Source organism: Mesobacillus zeae, from assembly GCF_003570705.1.
In the GTDB taxonomy this organism is placed as follows: domain Bacteria; phylum Bacillota; class Bacilli; order Bacillales; family Cytobacillaceae; genus Mesobacillus_C; species Mesobacillus_C zeae.
The window spans coordinates 30,211-48,545 of record NZ_QWVT01000016.1 but is presented as its reverse complement, the minus strand read 5'-3'; the positions used below and the strand labels follow the sequence as shown (position 1 = coordinate 48,545).

At 45.1% G+C, this 18,335-nt stretch carries 17 protein-coding genes; 3 read left to right on the top strand and 14 right to left on the bottom strand.

The features are described 5' to 3' along the window. Positions 1–61: 61 nt before the first annotated feature. The 9 genes from D1970_RS10445 to D1970_RS10405 form a co-directional block, all read right to left on the bottom strand. Positions 62–1,618, bottom strand: coding sequence for a fumarate hydratase (locus D1970_RS10445; RefSeq protein WP_119112808.1), 1,557 nt, complete (start codon positions 1,616–1,618; stop codon positions 62–64). Between the two features lie 198 nt (positions 1,619–1,816). Next, positions 1,817–2,782, bottom strand: coding sequence for an NAD(P)H-dependent flavin oxidoreductase (locus D1970_RS10440; RefSeq protein ID WP_119112807.1), 966 nt, complete (start codon positions 2,780–2,782; stop codon positions 1,817–1,819). Between the two features lie 372 nt (positions 2,783–3,154). Then, on the bottom strand, positions 3,155–3,340 hold the full coding sequence (locus tag D1970_RS10435) for an SE1561 family protein (protein WP_119112806.1): 186 nt from the start codon (positions 3,338–3,340) through the stop codon (positions 3,155–3,157). A gap of 171 nt (positions 3,341–3,511) precedes the next feature. After that, positions 3,512–5,200, bottom strand: coding sequence for a gamma-glutamyltransferase (gene ggt / locus D1970_RS10430; protein WP_119112805.1), 1,689 nt, complete (start codon positions 5,198–5,200; stop codon positions 3,512–3,514). A gap of 496 nt (positions 5,201–5,696) precedes the next feature. Beyond that, positions 5,697–6,569 carry a hypothetical protein gene (locus D1970_RS22370; RefSeq protein ID WP_181213448.1) on the bottom strand — a complete coding sequence of 291 codons (873 nt, stop codon included), beginning with the start codon at positions 6,567–6,569 and terminating at the stop codon, positions 5,697–5,699. Between the two features lie 157 nt (positions 6,570–6,726). Continuing rightward, complete coding sequence (locus D1970_RS10420; protein ID WP_119112804.1) at positions 6,727–7,548, bottom strand: YfkD famly protein; 822 nt, start codon at positions 7,546–7,548, stop codon at positions 6,727–6,729. 86 nt (positions 7,549–7,634) lie between these two features. After that, the gene (locus D1970_RS10415; RefSeq protein WP_181213453.1) at positions 7,635–8,252 is read right to left on the bottom strand and encodes a YczE/YyaS/YitT family protein; all 618 of its coding nucleotides are present in this window, start codon (positions 8,250–8,252) and stop codon (positions 7,635–7,637) included. Positions 8,253–8,355: 103 nt separating this feature from the next. Then, entirely contained in the window at positions 8,356–9,411 is a 1,056-nt protein-coding gene (gene cax / locus D1970_RS10410) for a calcium/proton exchanger (protein ID WP_119112803.1), read from the bottom strand. Positions 9,412–9,500: 89 nt separating this feature from the next. Then, positions 9,501–9,893, bottom strand: coding sequence for an OsmC family protein (locus tag D1970_RS10405; RefSeq protein ID WP_119112802.1), 393 nt, complete (start codon positions 9,891–9,893; stop codon positions 9,501–9,503). A gap of 182 nt (positions 9,894–10,075) precedes the next feature. On the opposite strand from D1970_RS10405, the gene D1970_RS10400 reads away from it, so the two are divergent. After that, positions 10,076–11,257, top strand: a complete 1,182-nt coding sequence (locus D1970_RS10400) for an MFS transporter (RefSeq protein WP_119112801.1) — start codon at positions 10,076–10,078, stop codon at positions 11,255–11,257. A 192-nt stretch (positions 11,258–11,449) separates the two neighbouring features. Further along, complete coding sequence (locus tag D1970_RS10395; RefSeq protein WP_119112800.1) at positions 11,450–13,369, top strand: heavy metal translocating P-type ATPase; 1,920 nt, start codon at positions 11,450–11,452, stop codon at positions 13,367–13,369. Positions 13,370–14,123: 754 nt separating this feature from the next. Here D1970_RS10395 and D1970_RS10390 read toward each other — a convergent pair. Genes D1970_RS10390 through D1970_RS10380 form a run of 3 tightly spaced genes read right to left on the bottom strand, consistent with a single transcriptional unit; the run spans position 14,124 to position 15,811 of the window. Beyond that, a complete protein-coding gene (locus D1970_RS10390; RefSeq protein ID WP_310648618.1) occupies positions 14,124–14,939 on the bottom strand; it encodes a YihY/virulence factor BrkB family protein in 816 nt (271 codons plus the stop codon). Between the two features lie 26 nt (positions 14,940–14,965). Beyond that, on the bottom strand, positions 14,966–15,319 hold the full coding sequence (locus D1970_RS10385; protein WP_119112798.1) for a YtxH domain-containing protein: 354 nt from the start codon (positions 15,317–15,319) through the stop codon (positions 14,966–14,968). A gap of 21 nt (positions 15,320–15,340) precedes the next feature. Further along, entirely contained in the window at positions 15,341–15,811 is a 471-nt protein-coding gene (locus D1970_RS10380; protein ID WP_119112797.1) for a low molecular weight protein-tyrosine-phosphatase, read from the bottom strand. 243 nt (positions 15,812–16,054) lie between these two features. Here D1970_RS10380 and D1970_RS10375 point away from each other — a divergent pair, with 243 nt between their 5' ends. Then, positions 16,055–16,279 (top strand): DUF1128 domain-containing protein, encoded by a 225-nt coding sequence (locus tag D1970_RS10375; RefSeq protein WP_119112796.1) that lies wholly within the window; start codon positions 16,055–16,057, stop codon positions 16,277–16,279. Positions 16,280–16,767: 488 nt separating this feature from the next. On the opposite strand, the gene map is transcribed toward D1970_RS10375, so the two are convergent. Both map and D1970_RS10365 read right to left on the bottom strand, forming a co-directional pair. Then, positions 16,768–17,526, bottom strand: a complete 759-nt coding sequence (map, locus tag D1970_RS10370; protein WP_119112834.1) for a type I methionyl aminopeptidase — start codon at positions 17,524–17,526, stop codon at positions 16,768–16,770. A gap of 198 nt (positions 17,527–17,724) precedes the next feature. Further along, positions 17,725–18,240: a type 1 glutamine amidotransferase domain-containing protein gene (locus D1970_RS10365; protein ID WP_119112795.1), complete on the bottom strand. Its 516-nt coding sequence runs from the start codon at positions 18,238–18,240 to the stop codon at positions 17,725–17,727. Between the last annotated feature and the right edge of the window lie 95 nt (positions 18,241–18,335).

Sequence of the window (18,335 nt, the reverse complement as noted above, 5' to 3'; positions counted from 1 at the left end):
CAGTGAAAAATAATCAAAAAAAAGCAGGGAAACTTTCGCCCTGCTCTCCTTTGCTGCTTATTTAAAATACACGATCTTTAAAAGTTGAGAGTTTTTCAAGTGAAGTCATTTCCACATCCCTGTGCAGGCTGTTTCCATGCGAATCCATTGTTACGACTGCGGTAAAATCCTGCACCTTCAAATGCCACATCGCTTCCGGAATCCCGAAGTTCATCAAGTCGACTCCTTCGACACCTTTGATACAGTCAGCATAGTACTGTGCCGCTCCGCCAATTGCATTCAAGTAAACCCCCCCGTGCTCCTGAAGGGCAGCAAGCGTTTTTGCGCCCATTCCGCCTTTGCCGATGACCGCACGGATGCCGAATTTCTTCATGATATCGCCCTGGTAAGGCTCTTCGCGGATGCTTGTTGTCGGGCCAGCAGCCTTCACATGATATTGACCTTCATCGTCTTTCAGCATGACCGGGCCGCAGTGGTAAATGACCTGCCCGTTCAAATCTACAGGCGCATCGTTGTCCGTGAGGTATTTATGGATCGCATCGCGCCCTGTATACATCATGCCGGTAATCTTCACGACGTCGCCGACTTTCAGCTGGCGGATTTGTTCTTCTGTAATCGGTGTAGTCAAAGTGATGGCTTCCTGTACTGAGGGTGCTTCAACAGCCGCAGCAATTTCCGCTCTTGCAGGCTGCGCTTCTTCAAAACTGATTTTCTCACCTTCCTGGTAAAGCCAGTCCATCACTTCGCCTGTTTCTGGAGAGATTTTCACGCCAAGACGGCGGAAAGCCCAGCAGTTATACGCTACCGACACAAAAAAGCTTGCCGGAATCCTATTCATCACGCCAACCTTGCAGCCAAGAAGGGTGGTTTCCCCGCCGAAGCCCATCGTTCCGATTCCGAGCTCGTTGGCATTGTCCATAATATAATCTTCAAGCTTGCGAAGATCCTCATGCGGGTTGATATCGTCAACCGACCGGAATAGCTGCTCCTTCGCCAGCTCATAGCCTGAGGAACGGTCCCCACCGATACCGACACCGATGAAACCAGCACTGCATCCCTGCCCTTGTGCCTGATAGACTGAATGCAGGACACACTTGCGGATACCGTCAAGGTCCCGTCCAGCACGGCCAAGGCCTTCCAGCTCGCATGGCAGGCTGTACTGGATGTTCTTATTTTCACAGCCGCCGCCTTTTAAAATCAGGCGCGCATCTATATAATCATTTTCCCATTGCTCAAATTTGATCACAGGCGTGCCTGCGCCAAGGTTGTCTCCACTATTCTCCCCTGAAAGTGAGTCAACCGAATTCGGGCGCAGCTTTCCGTCCTTTGTCGCTAGTGAAATAGCAGAATAAATCGCTTTTTTCATTTCGATCTGGTTCGCAGTTACAGGCACCTTGATTTTAAAAGTCGGAAGCCCTGTATCCTGGCAGATCGGCGAAACGTTCTCATCCGCCATCCTGATGTTTTTTGCAATCGTTGCAAGGCTCATTGCAGAACGCGTCCCCTCATTTTCGCGCTCCTTTGCAGCAAGGATTGCCCGCCGTACATCCTTAGGCAGGTTAGTCGAAGTTTCAACAATCAGCTTGTACATGCTATCCTGAAACTTTTCGATATTCATTTGTATACCCCTCTCCCTGTATCTCCCTTTGTTCGTCAAGCCCTGTTTGTGAAATATATATAACATTTTCCGTTTCCAATTATACTCCTATCATCAGGGTATTTAAAGATATTTGATGTAATCGTTTGCAGGAAAAACCAGTAACGAAAAAAGAAACCCTGCAGGAATACAGGATTTCGCATATATACATATTCATTTTTACAAAGAAGGAGAAACAGCCACAGTGTATTCGTCCACAATTCTTTCGATGATCTTTTTGACCGGCAGTATTTCTTTGATTTCCCCTACCCGTGCCCCTGCGAAAACAAGCCCTTTTTCTACATCTCCTTTAAGAGAACGGAAAAGTGAATCGAGCGTACAGAAACGGTAAGAACAATTTTTCAGGCAATCAAGGCATTTATCAATTTTATACTTGCCGTCATTTTCGATCAGATCTGTGAAGGTGTTGCGGATCGCCCTTCCCTGAAGTCCGACGGTTGTTTTGACGAGAACAAGATCTTCTTCGGCTGCCTCCACATATTTTTGCTTGAAAGCGAGAGGTGCATCGCACTCTTCGCTGGCAACAAACCGAGTGCCCATTTGGACACCGGATGCTCCAAGGCTGAATGCCTTTGCGAGGTCGGCCCCTGTCATGATTCCGCCTGCTGCAATAACCGGAATCGTCACTGCTTCAACCACCTCTGGCAAAATTTCAAGCATAGGCCTGTCCGTTCCAAGATGCCCCCCTGCTTCAAACCCCTCCACGACAATAGCAGATGCTCCAAGTCTTTGAGAAAGCCTTGCTAATTTCGCGGTTGAAACAATAGAAAGCACCGGTATGCCTGCTTCTTTTCCCCATGCGTACATATCCCTTGAAATTCCTGCGCCCGAAATGATGAAATCCACTTTTTCTTCAAGCGCAGCCTTCATTTTTTCCGAAAAATCGTTCATCGCAAATAGAACATTAACCCCTATATAACCATTACCCCCTGATAGTTCCCGTGCACTTCGGATATGGCTTCGCAATTCTTCAACTGTAATGCCTGTTCCCGAAATGATTCCAATTCCTCCAGCCACAGCAACCGATGAAGCCAGCCTGCTTAAGGAGATCCCTACCCCCATTCCTCCCTGAATGATTGGATATTTAGGGGCCATATGGCCGATTTTTAATTGTGGCAGCTTCATCTTGATTTCCCCTTTTCTTGTAAGATGTAGTTTCTTTTTTATTTTAGCTTGTCTCAGAAAAAAAATCTATGACTTTTGTTACCTGGTACTAAAACTTATTATTAATTTCTGGTCATGTTTAAAATTCAAAAGAAAAAGCCTGAATAATAGGCTTAAATCGGCTTCTGTCCGTTCACCGTTTTGTCACAAATACTTGACTTATTTCAAAAATCAAGGGATATCGCATCTAAATTGTGGCATATCACGTTCGCATCCCAAAATATCCGCCCTATGCCAGAGCCGACAATGGCAAAATAAAAAAGTCGCCATTACCAGTTAAGTAATGACGACCTCTTCTTGTTTTCGCAATAATCACGGCCTATTAAACGACTTCTAAATTTCGCGGTTTTTAAACTCGCGGCATTTAGCATCCATTTCTTCGACGATTTCAATCATGCGGTCGATATCATCCAAATCGGTTTCTTCCGGATCGATTGCTTCCAGAAGATCCATGAAGGCATTCAGTCTATGCTTTAAAAAAACGACCTGGCTGTTTGAATCTTTAATCGGGCTTCCCAAAATAACTCTCTCCTTTCACTTCGTTTTCATCCTACCGAAAACTATGGCTTCCTGCAATATTAATCAAACGTTTGATGAAGAAAAAACGGGGCCTTTTCTTCTTAGTATGGCCCTTTATGCAGAAAAAATATGGGATAGGAAGGGCAGACGGAATCCGCCTGCCTATAGATCTTATTGCAATCCCGCAGCCTTTCCTTCCCTGCTCGAGTCGGCAGCCCCTGTCATTGTATTTGTTTTCTGGTCAATCAGGATGCCCTGGACATTGCCGATTGGAAAGGCTTTTTCAATAAAGGAAAAGCCCATTTCTTCAAGCTTACCCTTTGCCTCCATGCTGACCCCTTTCTCCCAGCCAATCAGCGGGCCTGTGCTGTTAAAAATCCGCGGCTCTTCAATTGCTTCCTTCAAATCCATATTAAAGTCAAGCACATTGACTAATGTCTGGAAAACAGAACCGACGATTGTAGGTCCTCCTGGAGATCCTAGTGTCAGGACAGGTTCGCCGTCTTTGAAGACAATGGTCGGTGATTTACAGCTTACGGGCCGTTTACCGGGGCCTGCCTCATTAAGTCCTCCTGGAATTGCATCAAAGTCAGTCAGTTCATTGTTCAACACGAAACCATGGCCCTTTACCATGATTCCGGAACCGAAGGGGTGCTCAACAGTGGAAGTACAAGCAACAATATTCCCCCATTGATCAGCAACCGTAAAATGTGTAGTCTCACTTTGCTCCCTTTCAGGCTCGTACGGCTGGCGTACAACCTTAATCTCTTCTCTCCCGTCATAAGCCCACGGATTGCCATAATCAATTTCCGGATTCCTGCTTTGAAAGTTGATCAATTTCCGGCGTTTCGCGAGATAGTCCGGATCAAGCATTCCATTTAACGGAACGGGAGAACTTTCAGGATCACCCGAGAACGCAATCTTATCAGAAAACGCAATGCGCATAGCTTCTGCGAACAAATAGTATTTCTCCCATGACTTTGCATCATATTTACTAAGGTCAAACCCTTCGAGAAGTTTAAGGATTTGCAGAACGACCGTACCGCCCGCACTTGGCATATTGGAAGATGCCAGCCGATATCCTCGGTAGTCTCCCCAGACCGGCTCGTCTATCGTCACTTTATAATTTTTCAAATCATCAAGCTCCATAAAGCCGCCAAGCTCTTTTAGCGTCTCAACGATCGCTTCAGCAATTTCTCCTTCGTAAAATGCACGTATTCCTTTCTTCTGGAGAATTCTGAATGTCTTAATGAGGTCGTCCTTAAAAAAGGTATCACCGTCACAAAGGCATTTCCCTTCAGGCATAAACAATTCACGCGCGTGGTCGCCAAGACGGTATTCAAAGTTCTTCAGGCTCTGGTCCATCACCCAGTTAACCTTCACACCTTTTTCGGCAGCCTTTATTGATGGCTCGATTAGATCTGCCAGCGGCATTGTGCCTTTCTCCTCCAAAGCGTGCTCCATTGCAGCAAGTATACCTGGCACTCCAACAGCCGTAGCCCTTGTTGAGCGGTCGCGGAATGGTATGACTTCGCCATTCTCGTCCAAAAACATATCCGCATGTGCTTTCATTGGTGCCCGGGAATGGCCGTCATATATTTTGGTCTCTTTTTTCTCCTGGTCATAGACCATAAAAAAGCCGCTTCCCCCGATTCCCGTCATCATCGGTTCTCCAAGATTCAGAGCGAACTGAATGGCGATCGCGGCATCAACCGCGTTCCCGCCTTCCTCCAGAATCTTCTTCCCGATATCCGAGGCAACCGGATGGGCGGACGCAACCATCCCTTTCATGCCAGTCGTCGTTTCTCTTTTAAAATCGCTGTTATCTGAACGGGTTATCATTTCTTTTTTTGCGGACATATTGTTTTCCTCCTGTAAAAAAGCATTCATTTATATAATGTGAGTACTTTTTTACTACCCAAGCCTTCAGGTTGCGAAACAAAACAAAGAAACCGGGAACCTATTGTCCACGGCAGGAGCCTGAAAAATATTATTAGCTAAGACGATGCCATTTTCATGGTTCTGATGAAAAAATAAGGATCTGTTCTTCCTAATACAAGCGATTTTTAATAGGAAATCGCGCTGTGACCGGTTACCGAACTGCTTTTATAAAAGTTGCTGTTCCTGAAAAATGATTTATTCCCGCTAAAAGGGAGGATATTCCCTGCTAACACCCGGATATTCCCGATTACAAGGCAGATATTCCCGTTTAACTCTTATTTATTCCCAGTAGCTGTAATCCCGTACCATTAATGTGATTTTAATGGAAATTAAAAACTCACTCTCCATCCACGGCAACCAACAGCAAAAAAAAGCCAGCCGCAGTTCAGCGTGGGCTGGCTTCCTTCTTTCTCTTTTATCGGTTGTTATTGTTTTTTTGCTTTTTAGGTGAAACGAATTTTGTGTTCCCTGTACTAGTGGAAGTTGACATATCGGAAACGCTGTTTCCTAGGTCCATCGAGTATGATCCTGCTTCCGGAATTCTGTCTGTTCCCTGGCCATTTGTCATGCCAAAGCCGCTGTTTCCTGAGGCAGCGCTGCCGAATCCGTTAGAGGTTACGCCCATACTGCCTGATTGAGTTGTTGTGCTGCCAGTTGCATATGTGCTTCCAGAGCCATTGGATGAAGCGCTGCCAGTTGCATATGTGCTGCCAGATCCATTGGATGAAGTGCTGCCAGTTGCATATGTGCTGCCAGATCCATTGGATGAAGCGCTGCTTTTTGTACCTGCAGCTTCAGCGAATGGGTTTTCCATCATTGTCGAGCCGGCTTCCTTTACTTTCGAACCAATGTCTTTCAGTCCATCTTTAGCTTCCATGGCTGTATCCATTGCGTGGCTCGTCAGTTCTTTTACTTCACCCATTTTGCCAAACATATCGTTATTCAGGCGTTCGTAAAGGTTCTGGGCATCGGAAACCGCTTCCTGAAGTACTTTCAAAGCTTCCTTAAATGAGCTGACCATTTGATTCTTTACATCACCAGGATTGCTCTTTACTTCGCTAATCATATTCATGGAAGAATCCTTGACATTGACAGCCGTATCCTTGATTTTATTCCTCGTTTTGGAATCAAGCATAGCGACCACTCCGCCGATTACTCCGCCAATGACTACACCGCGAAGCAATTTGCTATTTCCAGTTAAATTGCTGCTTCTCATGGAAGAGCCTGTGTATGCATCCGAATTGTTATAGTGACTATTCGTATCGTACGTTGAGTAATTTTGTGACATTCTATTTCCTCCTCTTGAAAAATATTGATATTGATTATTCATATAGGTTTGTTTCCCTTACAAGCCCTCCAGTAAACAACCTTTTGTCAAGATGGAAAATTTACCTCGACCTTCTTTTCAAAAAAAGCGGCGGAATCCAAAGGCTCCGGCTCTTTTATCACCGAGGCTGGTTGCTGGATGTGAACCCAAAAGAAATATGGTTTTCAAGAGGAATCCATGCCCCGATTTCCTGGGAAGCAACGTTCTTCGTGACGATAAACTTCTTGTTGCCTTTCAGCATCAGGTAAACCTCACCATACGTCACTTTTCCTTTTTCATGGATTGCTGGAGCATACGCATAAAGATAACCAAGCTTGCTCGGTTGGACATTATAGATCTGGTCTTTCTTTGTTCCTGCTCCAACCGTTGTTTCAAAAGTCAACGGCAATCCTGTGCTTTTTACAGCTGAGCGGAGAATCATTTTCTGCACGCTTTCAGCTTTATTCACTTTGGCAGTCAAGCCGCCTTTGATTTCTTTTTGCTGTTCCTGCACATAGTGGATTTGGTAGAGCTGATCCCCGCCCCGGTTATCAAAGTAATTCGTGTTGATTTTTTGGAATTGCCAGTTCGGGGATGTTTCCGCTGATTCATAATTTAGCGGCCACTCACCTAAATACACAATGGCCCTGTACCCAAGAGCGAATGGAGTACTGTTGACCGAAGACTCATTTAAAAGCCTGATCAGATCCGGGTTCTCGATTTTAACCCTTGATGAATCTGTCAGATTTTTTGTAAGCTCGCTTGGATGCAGCTGCGGCAAATCTTCTGAACGATTAGGGTACGTGTTTTCCTTCGTAATATTCATGACTGAATCCGGCAGTGCGTATTTTTGCTTCTGTACCGAAGAATCCGGTTTTTTTTCATCCTTCCCGGCCAATGCAGGCGCCATGAAAGACAGGATAGAAATAAGGCATATCAGGACCATAGTATATTTCTTCATGGTGTCGGACTCCTTTCACACTTGAAACTCAAAAGTTTAAGGATAGTTTTTTCGGAGGAGCCCTAGATTATGCCTGCTTTTATAAATTACCAGGTGTGTCCAGTCAATGATTTAAGCAGCTTTTCGGTATAGGGAAAGAATACTTGTATAAGCGGGCCGATGGAGAACGTGACGATAACTGTACCAATGCCAATGGGTCCATTCAGAAGCCATGCTGCACTAAAGGCAATGATTTCCCCAATCGTCTTGGCTGTCATCAAACTGACTCCAAGCCTCTCCCGCAAGGCAATCATCAAGTTGTCAATCGGGCTTAAAGGGAACTTCGCAGGGATATAAATGGACAAGCCAATTCCCATTGTTAGTATGCCCGCCAGCAATACAAGAATCTTATCCGTCCACGTTTGCGGTGCAAGATTCAATAGAGCTTTCATCAGCCAGAAGTCGATCACCGCACCAATGAGAAACAGTGTAATAATCGCTGTAATTTCCGGCCTCTTTTTTAAAAGAAAACTGTTAATGATAATCAGGAGGATTCCTACTATTACAACCCATGTGCCCGGAGTCAGCCCAATAGTGTTGGCAAGCCCGACATTGAGCGCGTCCCAAGCCCCTGAGCCCAAACCCGACTTAATTGACAGACTTATCCCAAGCCCAAGAACTGTAATCCCGGTAATGAAAAAAAGTATTCGATAAAACAACACCATCACAATCCACTCACCTTTCCCCTTTGCCTTCATAATCCTATCGCTTCTCGGCTTTTTTTTTGCATAATATTACCCTGTCCCAAAAGGAACAGGGTATGTCTAATTATAAAAGATAAAAACCAATGCCCATAATCAGGTAGGCTGCCAGTAATGTCAGCCCTTCGAACCAGTTTGTTTCACCATCATTTGAAATAATGATTGTAAGCAATACTGCCGTTACCATCGCAATCAATTCAGGCATTGTAAACACGAGCGGCATTTTTGTATCGAATAGAAGTGAGATAAGAACGAGCAGTGGAGCAACAAACATGGCAATTTGCAAGGTGGACCCGACAGCAATTTCAACGGCAATATCCATCTTGTTTTTATAAGCCATTAGAATGGCGGAAGCATGCTCCGCTGCATTACCGACAATCGCTACGATAATGACACCGATGAACAGCTCTGTCCAGCCAAATGATTCTCCAACTGTTTCAAACGTATGAACAAGGTTTTCAGAAACATAAGCAACAGCAAGAGTCGCAAGTACCAGGATGAGCAAGGATTTCTTTTGGCTCCACTCCGGCTCTTCCTCGTGCTCATTCCCGCCTTCAGAATGCTGGTAGACCCCACGGTGTGTTACTAGCTTAAAGAACAAAGCAGCAAGGTAAAGGGCCATCAGAATGATCGAAATGCCGACGCTCATGCTCAGCGTCTCACCCTTTGTCATCTCATAAGAAAATACTTCTGGGATAACAAAAGCTACAATGACCGCAAACATTAAGAGACCGGAATTATGCCTTGCATCAAATACGTTAAAGGACTGGCGTTTGAACTTAACACCGCCAACGAAGAAAGAAAGTCCCGCAACCAGGAGCAGGTTTCCCAGTACCGAACCAGTTAGGGACGCCAGGACAACACCTACAAGACCTGCTTTTAACGCAAATATGGAAATAATCAGCTCAACCGCGTTTCCGAAAGTTGCATTCAGCAATCCGCCAATACGCGGACCCGCAACAATGGCTAAACTTTCAGTCGCTCTCCCCATGAAGCTTGACAATGCTACGATTGTCAGGCAATAAATGATAAACATAAGGATGCTTGACCAATGCATCAACGTACCGATCACTGACAGTGGGACACCCACAAATGTAGCGATCATAAAAATTTTATTCACCATAATATTTATCCTCTCTTTTTACAAAAATATAATTGCTTAATAACTCAGAGGCTGCTGGCTTTGAGCCTGTACATTGCATTTTTCCCCTTTTAGCCTCCATCCACGATTTCAAACGTCTTATCGACCTCAATGCTTCCTTGCAATGATTGGACAATGGGACAGTTTCTCGTCGTGAACTTCATGGCTTTTTCGATCTTTTCTGTGGGCAGGCCGATCCCCTTAATAATGAAATGAAGTTGAATTTTTTCTATCGGCGATCCAACTCCCCCGCTTCTTTCTTCCCTGGCGGAAATATGTATATCGCTGAACGCCAATCTCATTTTTTCAAGCACTGTCCTTAAGACCCCTCCGCTGCAAACTGCTACCGACGAAACTAGAAGCTGTGAGGGCTTGAATCCTTGTTGTGCACTGCCGGCCACTTCAAGCCGCCCATACTCAAGGTCAGTATAAAATCCTTCTGCCTCCTTCAAATGAAACTCCATGCCATCCCACCCTTTGGCTTTCACTGTAATACTGTACTTGGTAAAATGTGCCTTGCCTGTCTACATAAAGAGATTACACTATTTTTTCCCTCATTTAAACAAAAAAAAACATTCCTTTTCCTTGCCAGTTATATTTATTCTCGATACCATCAAAGAATAAACACTTTGTCAGGAGAACAATTATGGATCAAACTCAAAAATTTCGTTTTTGGATATTAGTCACGATTGTATCCATTTCAGGATTTTCCCAAGGAATGCTCCTGCCGCTGATCGCCATTATCTTTGAGCAGGACGGCGTCTCTTCTTCGTTAAACGGCTTTCATGCTACAGGGCTTTATATCGGCATCCTGCTTGCCTCTCCTTTGATGGAGGCTCCCCTCAGGCGGTTCGGATACAAGCCTGTCATTTTGGCAGGAGGGCTGATGGTTGCAGCTGCGCTCGCTCTCTTTCCCGTATGGAAATCCTTTTGGTTCTGGTTTCTCCTAAGGCTGCTCGTAGGGATCGGGGATCATATGCTTCACTTCGGGACACAGACATGGATCACCTCGTTTTCACCAAAGGAAAGGCTGGGAAGAAATATATCCTTATATGGGCTTTTCTTTGGCCTTGGGTTTACAGTCGGCCCCATGCTGGCATCACTGGTAAAAGTAAACGAAGCCCTTCCATTTATCATTTCCGCTTCCATTAGTCTCGCTGCCTGGCTCTTTTTGTGGGCATTGAAGAATGAGTACCCGGAACACGATACGGATCAAAGCTCTTTTCCCGGGACAATGAAGCGGTTCGGAAAAGTGCTCAAGTACGCATGGATTGCCTTACTGCCGTCATTTGGCTATGGCTTTCTCGAAGCCTCATTAAATGGAAACTTCCCTGTCTATGCCTTAAGATCAGGAATTGACGTAGGGGCGGTAAGCTTAATCCTCCCTGCGTTTGCAGCCGGGAGCCTTATTTCGCAGCTTCCCCTTGGCATACTAAGTGATCGGTTTGGTCGGAAACGAGTCTTGACGATCGTCATGCTCGCCGGTTTCATCTGCTTTACACTGGCCGGGTTTGTCCAAGAGTCGGCTGTTGGCCTGTTCATTTGTTTTATTTCCGCCGGCATGCTTGTAGGCTCTACGTTTTCATTGGGAATCAGCTACATGGCCAGCCTGGTGCCAAGGCAGCTTCTCCCTGCAGGCAATTTAATGTGCGGAATATTTTTCAGTTTTGGAAGCATTACAGGGCCATTCATCGGAGGCCTTGCCATACAGCATTTAAAAGGTCCGAGTTTTTTCTATGTACTAAGTGGCATGCTCCTGCTCATTTTCATCGCGCTTGTTGCATTCCGCCCAGCAGAACCGACAGAAAATCAGGCTGCTTCAAGTTAATTTTCCCCTATATTGCTTATCACTTTTAAAAACCATTCAACACATGGTAAAATAGAGATAATAAAAATTACTAAACCAAGAATTACTGCTGTCATCGCCTAGATGGCAGCTTTCGTGCTTTTTTAGGGGTATTGATTGTGATTCTTTTTCTCAATTACGAGTTAACAAATGATAATAAGGGAGGAGAAAATAATGGCAAGTAGCGCAAATATGGCTGTTAACCAAAAGATAGAAGATCATACAGGCCCACTTGATAAAATAAAACCGCATGCTGAACTGATTGCGGCAAGCATGAGCGGAATCCTGATTGCGGCAGGGTGGATACTTGAGAAAACAGAGATGGGAACACTTTCGGTCGCACTCTTTCTTTTCGCCTATTTCATCGGGGGCTTTGCAAAGGCAAAAGAAGGTATCGAGGATACCATCGAAAACAAGGAACTGAATGTAGAACTTTTGATGATTCTTGCAGCAATAGGCTCTGCTGTCATCGGCTACTGGACAGAAGGCGCCATCCTGATCTTTATTTTCGCGATGAGCGGAGCGCTTGAGACGTATACAATGAACAAAAGCCATAAGGAAATTTCTTCGCTGATGGAACTCCAGCCTGAGGAAGCCGTGCGGATTGCTGACGGCAGAGAAGAGCGGGTCCATGTTTCCGAATTGGCTATCGGAGACTTTATCCTTGTTAAACCAGGGGAACGGATTCCTTCTGACGGCAAAATCGCCAAGGGTCAAACGACGATTGACGAAGCAGCCATAACTGGAGAGTCAATGCCATCCTCCAAAAATCCGGGTGAGAATGTGTTTGCGGGTACAGTAAACCTTACGGGTTCGATGACAGTCGAAATCACAAAGCCGAGCAGCGATACGCTGTTCCAAAAGATCATCCTGCTGGTACAGTCTGCGCAGAGCGAAAAATCACCTTCGCAGCTGTTTATTGAAAAATTTGAGGGCACCTATGTCAAAGCTGTCCTTGCAGTTGTCGTACTCATGATGTTCCTTCCGCATTTCCTATTGGGGTGGAGCTGGAATGAAACCTTTTACAGGGCGATGATTCTTCTTGTGGTCGCATCCCCATGTGCACTTGTCGCATCGATCATGCCTGCCACCCTTTCCGCCATTTCAAATGGTGCAAGGCACGGAATTCTTTTTAAAGGCGGCGTCCATCTTGAAAACCTTGCTTCACTGCAGGCGATCGCTTTTGATAAAACCGGGACACTCACAAAAGGGAAACCGGAAGTGACAGATATTGTCGTAAGAGAAGGCCTTTCCGCCGAAGAAGTCCTTTTGAAAGTCGCTTCAATCGAAAGCCACTCCAATCACCCTCTTGCAAGCGCGATTGTTGGCCATGCAAAAGAAACACTTGGACAGGAGCTTGTACATCCTGAAAGTATAGAAGATGTCCCGGGCTGGGGAGTAAAAGCCCATTATGAGAAGGAAGACTGGAAAATCGGAAAAGCGGCGTTTGTCGGAAAAGAAAACAGCGAACAGTTTGCAGACGGAGCGGCCATCAAGCTTGCCAGCAAGGGGAAAACAACTGTTTTTGCCGAGAGGAACGGGGAACTGGCAGCTGTCATCGCACTGAAGGACGTCGTCCGCGAAGAAACAAAACAAGCGATTGACCTCCTTAAATCACAAGGCATCCACACAGTCATGCTGACAGGCGACAGCGAGAAAACTGCAGAAGCTATTTCTGCTGAAAGCCATGTCAATTCCTATATCGCTGAGTGCCTGCCGGAAACTAAGGTGGAACACCTAAAGGAACTCCGAGAAAAGTTCGGAACGGTCGCCATGGTTGGGGATGGTATCAATGACGCGCCTGCCCTCGCGACAGCCAATGTCGGCATAGCGATGGGGGAAGGCAGCGATGTGGCGCTTGAAACGGCCGACATTGTCCTAATGAAAAACGACCTGCCAAAAATTGCAGAGGCAATCGACCTTTCAAGGAGAATGAACAAGATTGTGAAACAAAATGTGGTATTCTCCATCTTAATCATCATGATGCTGATCGCCTCAAACTTTATGCAGTTCCTCGACCTTCCATTCGGGGTCATCGGACACGAAGGCAGCACTATCCTTGTTATTCTTAATAGCCTTCGCCTGCTTAAGTAAAATGTGAAACGGATGATACTAGTAACGGTGATGTTTGAGATTACTTGCCTCCATCTGTTTATATGCGAAACGCCCCTGTTTTTGGGGGCGTTTTTTTTAGTGCGCTCGTGCTAGCTGCTGAAGAGACGGGGGGATTTCGATTTTTTGGGATAGTGTGGTGCGGTGGATAGGATGTGTGAGTGTGACATTGCAGGATGTGGTACTTTAGGTGTTCAGCGGCCAGCGACTTGTTGAGTTGACTGAACACGCGATTTCATTTTTTAGTGCGCTCTAGCGACTTGCAAAACTGGGCTTATGGAACATTTTTACTGTAATTGTAGATAGAATGCCCGTTACCGAAGATATAACGCCCATAACCGTAGATAGCCTGTTTTACGATGTTAATCCTTCTTTAAAATGGTCTTGCGGAACCGGTTACAGGTATAACTAGACAAGTTAGCACGCGGAAAAATGGAATAAGAAGCTCATTTCCCTCTCAAAACCAATAAAAAAAGCTGCCGGAACCTCGGAAACTGCCATAAAACAAAAAAGGCGACTTTTTCCAAGAAAAAATTAGCTGTCAAAGACAACCTTACCTCTACGGCTCCGTCGATGTACTCCCGTCTATAACTCGCTGAACAGACGCTTACCCACGCCTCGCTTTGTCCAGATGGCGAGGTGCAGGACATCCTAGTGCCAAGCGCGTTGTCACAGGGATGCGGCAACATCCAGGTTCAATTTAACTAGCGGACGCCGCTTTAGCAGCCGCTTCCTCTTAGCAATCTTCCTGCTTCTCACTGAAATAGGCATTGACTTCCCCGCCAAGGATGATGATGTAGGCTGTTAAGTAGAGCCATAACAGAAGAATGATGACTCCTGCAATTTTTCCGTACAGCGCGGCATACTGACCGTAGTTCTCCACGTAAAAGGAAAAGAGCCAGGAGGCAGTTACCCAACCTACAGTGGAAAAGAGAGCGCCAGGAACGACGCTGATGCATGTTAATTTTTTATTGGGGCCAATCCAATACAGATTGGTAAAGACGAGGAATAGCACGGAAAAGCTGATGAGCCACCGCAGTGTATTCCAAACCTCAAGAAATTCACTTTTTAATCCAAAATGAGAGAATGTTATTTCACCAATATGTTTACCAAATACCGGCAGCACAAGGGCTAAAATAAAGACAAAGATCATAGCAATGGTGGCGACCAGACTCATCATTCTCTCTTTTAAATAAGATCTCGTTTCTTTTACACGATACGCCTTATTAAAGGAACGGACGACTGCATCGATGCCTTTCGATGCTGTCCACAGTGTAGCAACGGCACCAAAAGAAAGTAGCGTAAAGTCTTTTCCCATCACATCTGTCAGATTGCTTTCAATAAAGGCTGCTGTCTCCCCAGGAAAATAACTCCCTATGAATGATATAAAGTCCTGATCTGTCAAAGGAAGATAAGAAATAAAGGAAAACAGGAAAATGAGGAGCGGAAAAAGGGACAGCAGGAGGAAATAGGCAAGCTGCGCAGCAAGCGCAGGCACTTCATCCTCCTGTATTCGCGTCCACATTTTCCGTATAAAAGAAAGATCAACCATTCTCATTCCCCTGCCCTTCGCCTCAACTACGCTTGCTGTTCCTGATTGTTGGCTTTCTCGCTGATTTTGCCAATCGCTTCCTTTGTCTCTTTCATGATGTCAGCTACCTGTGGCGGAACATCTCTGATTTCGTCCACCTTCTCAGCAATAAAGGCTACATCGTCCACAACCTGCTCAACTGCCGTCCGGACTTTGTTCACAGAGTCTTTTACTTCACTGGCAAAGCCTTTCGGATCTTTGGCTATGTACATTGCCGTTCCAGATACTTTGCCAAGGTCCTCTTTAACCGATGCTCTTGTTGTCTTATCGCATAAGCTTAAAGCCGCACCTACTGCTGCTCCAATTCCCATCCACATCCAGAACTTTTTAGAGTTTCCCATTTTGTCCCTCCTTGGTAATTATCATGATTGAATTTTCGTTTTGATGTCCGTAAGCAATGCCTCGCAACCCTGCTTGACTAGCTCGTATGTCTCATCAAAGTTCCCGGTGAAGTAAGGGTCTGGCACGTCCTCCATGCTGCTCCCTTCCACAAAATCTAGCAGCCGTGAAACGACAGTACCCTCCATCTCTCTCCCCAGACTTTTAATATTCTTCAGATTTTCACTATCCATTCCGATAATATAGTCAAAATCCTGTAAATCGCTTAAAGTGATTTGACGAGCCTGAAGACCTTTCCCGCTGATGCTGTATTTCTCAAGGATTTTCCTCGTCCCTTCATGGGGTGGATTTCCTTCATGCCAGTTGCCCGTTCCGGCCGAATCAACAGTAATTTCCTGCTGAAGACCTTCCTTTTCCACCATATCCCGGAACATCGCTTCAGCCATCGGTGACCGGCATATGTTCCCAAGGCAGACAAACAATACTTTTATCATGTTTTTCACCCCTCTTCTCTACATTTTCCACGATTCCCTCACTATCATGCAAGCTTAACTCTTTTTTATAAAAAAAGAGTGCAATATCTTATTAAGTCCATCTCTTCCCAAACTTGATTTTCAATTGACAATTGGACATTTACATGGAAAGATGAGAATACACTAATTTCACTTTTATTATAATGCTTCTCAGGAGTTAACCCCATAAAAATCATTGTCATTATTGCGAAAGGGTGACTGGAAATGGATCTATCGAAAAAGTCTGTTGAAAATGTTGAATATATGATTGAAAAAATTAAAGACAAGCTGAATGTACTCAATATGGGAGCAATCAAACCTTCCCACTTTGACGAAGAAATGTATGAAGAGCTTCGCGATATTTATGAATTGATCATGAAAAAGGACAACTTCAGCATCAATGAAATGCAGGCCATTGTCGAAGAACTCGGTAGCCTAAAAAAAGCGTAAGAATCTTAACCATGCTTCAACTTTCTTACCGGGCAGGCGGTGTAAACCGTCTGTTTTTTGTTTTGAAAAATTCCACCATTCATAGGCCGGATCTTCATTTTACATAAAGTTACAAACAAGGAGTCTGAATACAGATAATTGGAATAAATGTGCTCCGATCGGGAATATATCCTGCGTAATCAGGAATATCCTGCCGCTGATCGGGAATATCTTACCCGTAAACGGGAATATCTTATTTTTTCGAGGGATGTCCCTTTTGAAATTGCAACTCTGTGGTTAACTATTAACAAGAGAACAACTGATGTGATTCTTTGAGGCTCCAACACATTACTTTTTTCCTGAACTTGAAGCGAAAATCACCGTTTTTATCAAAAAACTTACTCCAAGGACCTCTAAAATCAAAAAAAACGCCGCCCCTCAGCCAGCCAAGATTAGCTGAGGGGCGGCGACCTTCCTACTTCATGTTTCTAAAACATCATTTCTGATTTTTAGTCCTCTTCCCCTTGGTCTGTTAATATGACAGGGCCGTCTTTTGTGATGGCAATCGTATGCTCATACTGGGCCGAAAGACTCCCGTCCATTGTACGTGCTGTCCACCCGTTGTCGTCCATTTTTGTCGGCCATTCCCCGATATTGACCATTGGTTCAATAGTAAAGACCATGCCTTCCTTTATCCGCGCACCCTTTCCAGGCAAGCCGAAATGCGGCACATCAGGTTTTTCATGGATTACTGAACCGATTCCATGGCCGATAAATTCACGGACCACTGAGAAGCCTGCGGACTCGACGTATGTTTGGATCGCATGTCCGATATCCCCAATCCTGTTGCCTGGAACTGACGCCTCAATCCCGCGGTAGAGAGATTCCTTCGTTACCTGAAGCAGCTTCACCGTTTCCTCTGGTACATCGCCAACAGTGTAGGTCCAGGCAGAATCAGCAAGAGCGCCATTTAGTTTGACAACCATATCAATTGTCACGATATCGCCGGACTTCAGCGCTTCTTTCCTCGGAAACCCGTGGCACACTTCATCGTTAATGCTTGCGCATGTCGCATACTCATAGCCCCGGTATCCTTTTTGTTCAGCCGTTGCACCATGTTCCTTAAGAAATCGTTCAACAAACTGGTCAATTTCCCATGTGGTAACTCCGGGCTGCATCATTTTCCTGATTTCTTTATGGGTTGAAGCCAGAACCTTGCCTGCTTCCTTCATCTTTTCAATTTCTCGTGCTGATTTTAATACAATCATTTCTTCATCTCCCTGCAGTGTTGTTCCTGCCTTATACAATAGATTATACCTGAACCCTTACAAAAATCACTCCCCACGCAGCCCATTTTCGCCTCTGCCGGGAAGCCTTTTCCCCAATTAAAATGCCCATTTGCAGCCTACTGCAAATGGGCTATACACTTCTATTTTACCATACGCATCCCGCTTTAACCGTTTCGCTTACTTTAGAAGATTCAGCGCTTCCCTGTTAAATACTGGGATATCATCAGGCTGGCGGCTTGTAACAAGCTGGTTGCCACAGACAACAACAGCCTCGTCCTTGAAGTTTACGCCTGCATACTCCATGTCGACTCGAATGGATTTATATCCAGTTGCCGTCCTTCCCTCAAGGGTTTTTGCTGTTATAAGAAGCTGCGGTCCGTGGCAGATAGCAAAAACAGGTTTCTTTTCATCCATGAACGCGTTGGCAAATTGGACGAATCGATCGTCTGCCCGAAGCTGGTCAGGGGAAAAGCCGCCTGGAATAAATAGGGCATCGAAGTCATCAGGGTTTACCAATTCAATGCCGGCATCGATTTTTGTGGTGACATCCCCATTCTTGCCCTTTACTTCCTTGCCTTTTTCTTTTTCAATTGAAATGACTTCGTGCCCTGCTTCCATAAAGGCTCTGGCAGGTTCAATATACTCAGAGTCCTCGAAAAGATCGGTAATGACACATGCAATTTTTTTACTCATATTATCTTCCTCTCCTTTCAATACATCACTCTATTCAACATTCCCTCTTTGTCTGCTGTAAAACATCCAGAAAGGTGAAACATCTTGACGAACTT

Coding starts and splice junctions, on each gene's coding strand:
- D1970_RS10365 (WP_119112795.1), bottom strand. CDS start 18,240: ATGAGTAAAAAAATTGCATGTGTCATTACCGATCTTTTCGAGGACTCT.
- D1970_RS10390 (WP_310648618.1), bottom strand. CDS start 14,939: ATGGTTGATCTTTCTTTTATACGGAAAATGTGGACGCGAATACAGGAG.
- cax (WP_119112803.1), bottom strand. CDS start 9,411: ATGGTGAATAAAATTTTTATGATCGCTACATTTGTGGGTGTCCCACTG.
- D1970_RS10420 (WP_119112804.1), bottom strand. CDS start 7,548: ATGAAGAAATATACTATGGTCCTGATATGCCTTATTTCTATCCTGTCT.
- ggt (WP_119112805.1), bottom strand. CDS start 5,200: ATGTCCGCAAAAAAAGAAATGATAACCCGTTCAGATAACAGCGATTTT.
- D1970_RS22370 (WP_181213448.1), bottom strand. CDS start 6,569: ATGTCACAAAATTACTCAACGTACGATACGAATAGTCACTATAACAAT.
- D1970_RS10385 (WP_119112798.1), bottom strand. CDS start 15,319: ATGGGAAACTCTAAAAAGTTCTGGATGTGGATGGGAATTGGAGCAGCA.
- D1970_RS10375 (WP_119112796.1), top strand. CDS start 16,055: ATGGATCTATCGAAAAAGTCTGTTGAAAATGTTGAATATATGATTGAA.
- D1970_RS10400 (WP_119112801.1), top strand. CDS start 10,076: ATGGATCAAACTCAAAAATTTCGTTTTTGGATATTAGTCACGATTGTA.
- D1970_RS10445 (WP_119112808.1), bottom strand. CDS start 1,618: ATGAATATCGAAAAGTTTCAGGATAGCATGTACAAGCTGATTGTTGAA.
- map (WP_119112834.1), bottom strand. CDS start 17,526: ATGATTGTATTAAAATCAGCACGAGAAATTGAAAAGATGAAGGAAGCA.
- D1970_RS10405 (WP_119112802.1), bottom strand. CDS start 9,893: ATGGAGTTTCATTTGAAGGAGGCAGAAGGATTTTATACTGACCTTGAG.
- D1970_RS10395 (WP_119112800.1), top strand. CDS start 11,450: ATGGCAAGTAGCGCAAATATGGCTGTTAACCAAAAGATAGAAGATCAT.
- D1970_RS10415 (WP_181213453.1), bottom strand. CDS start 8,252: ATGGTGTTGTTTTATCGAATACTTTTTTTCATTACCGGGATTACAGTT.
- D1970_RS10440 (WP_119112807.1), bottom strand. CDS start 2,782: ATGAAGCTGCCACAATTAAAAATCGGCCATATGGCCCCTAAATATCCA.
- D1970_RS10380 (WP_119112797.1), bottom strand. CDS start 15,811: ATGATAAAAGTATTGTTTGTCTGCCTTGGGAACATATGCCGGTCACCG.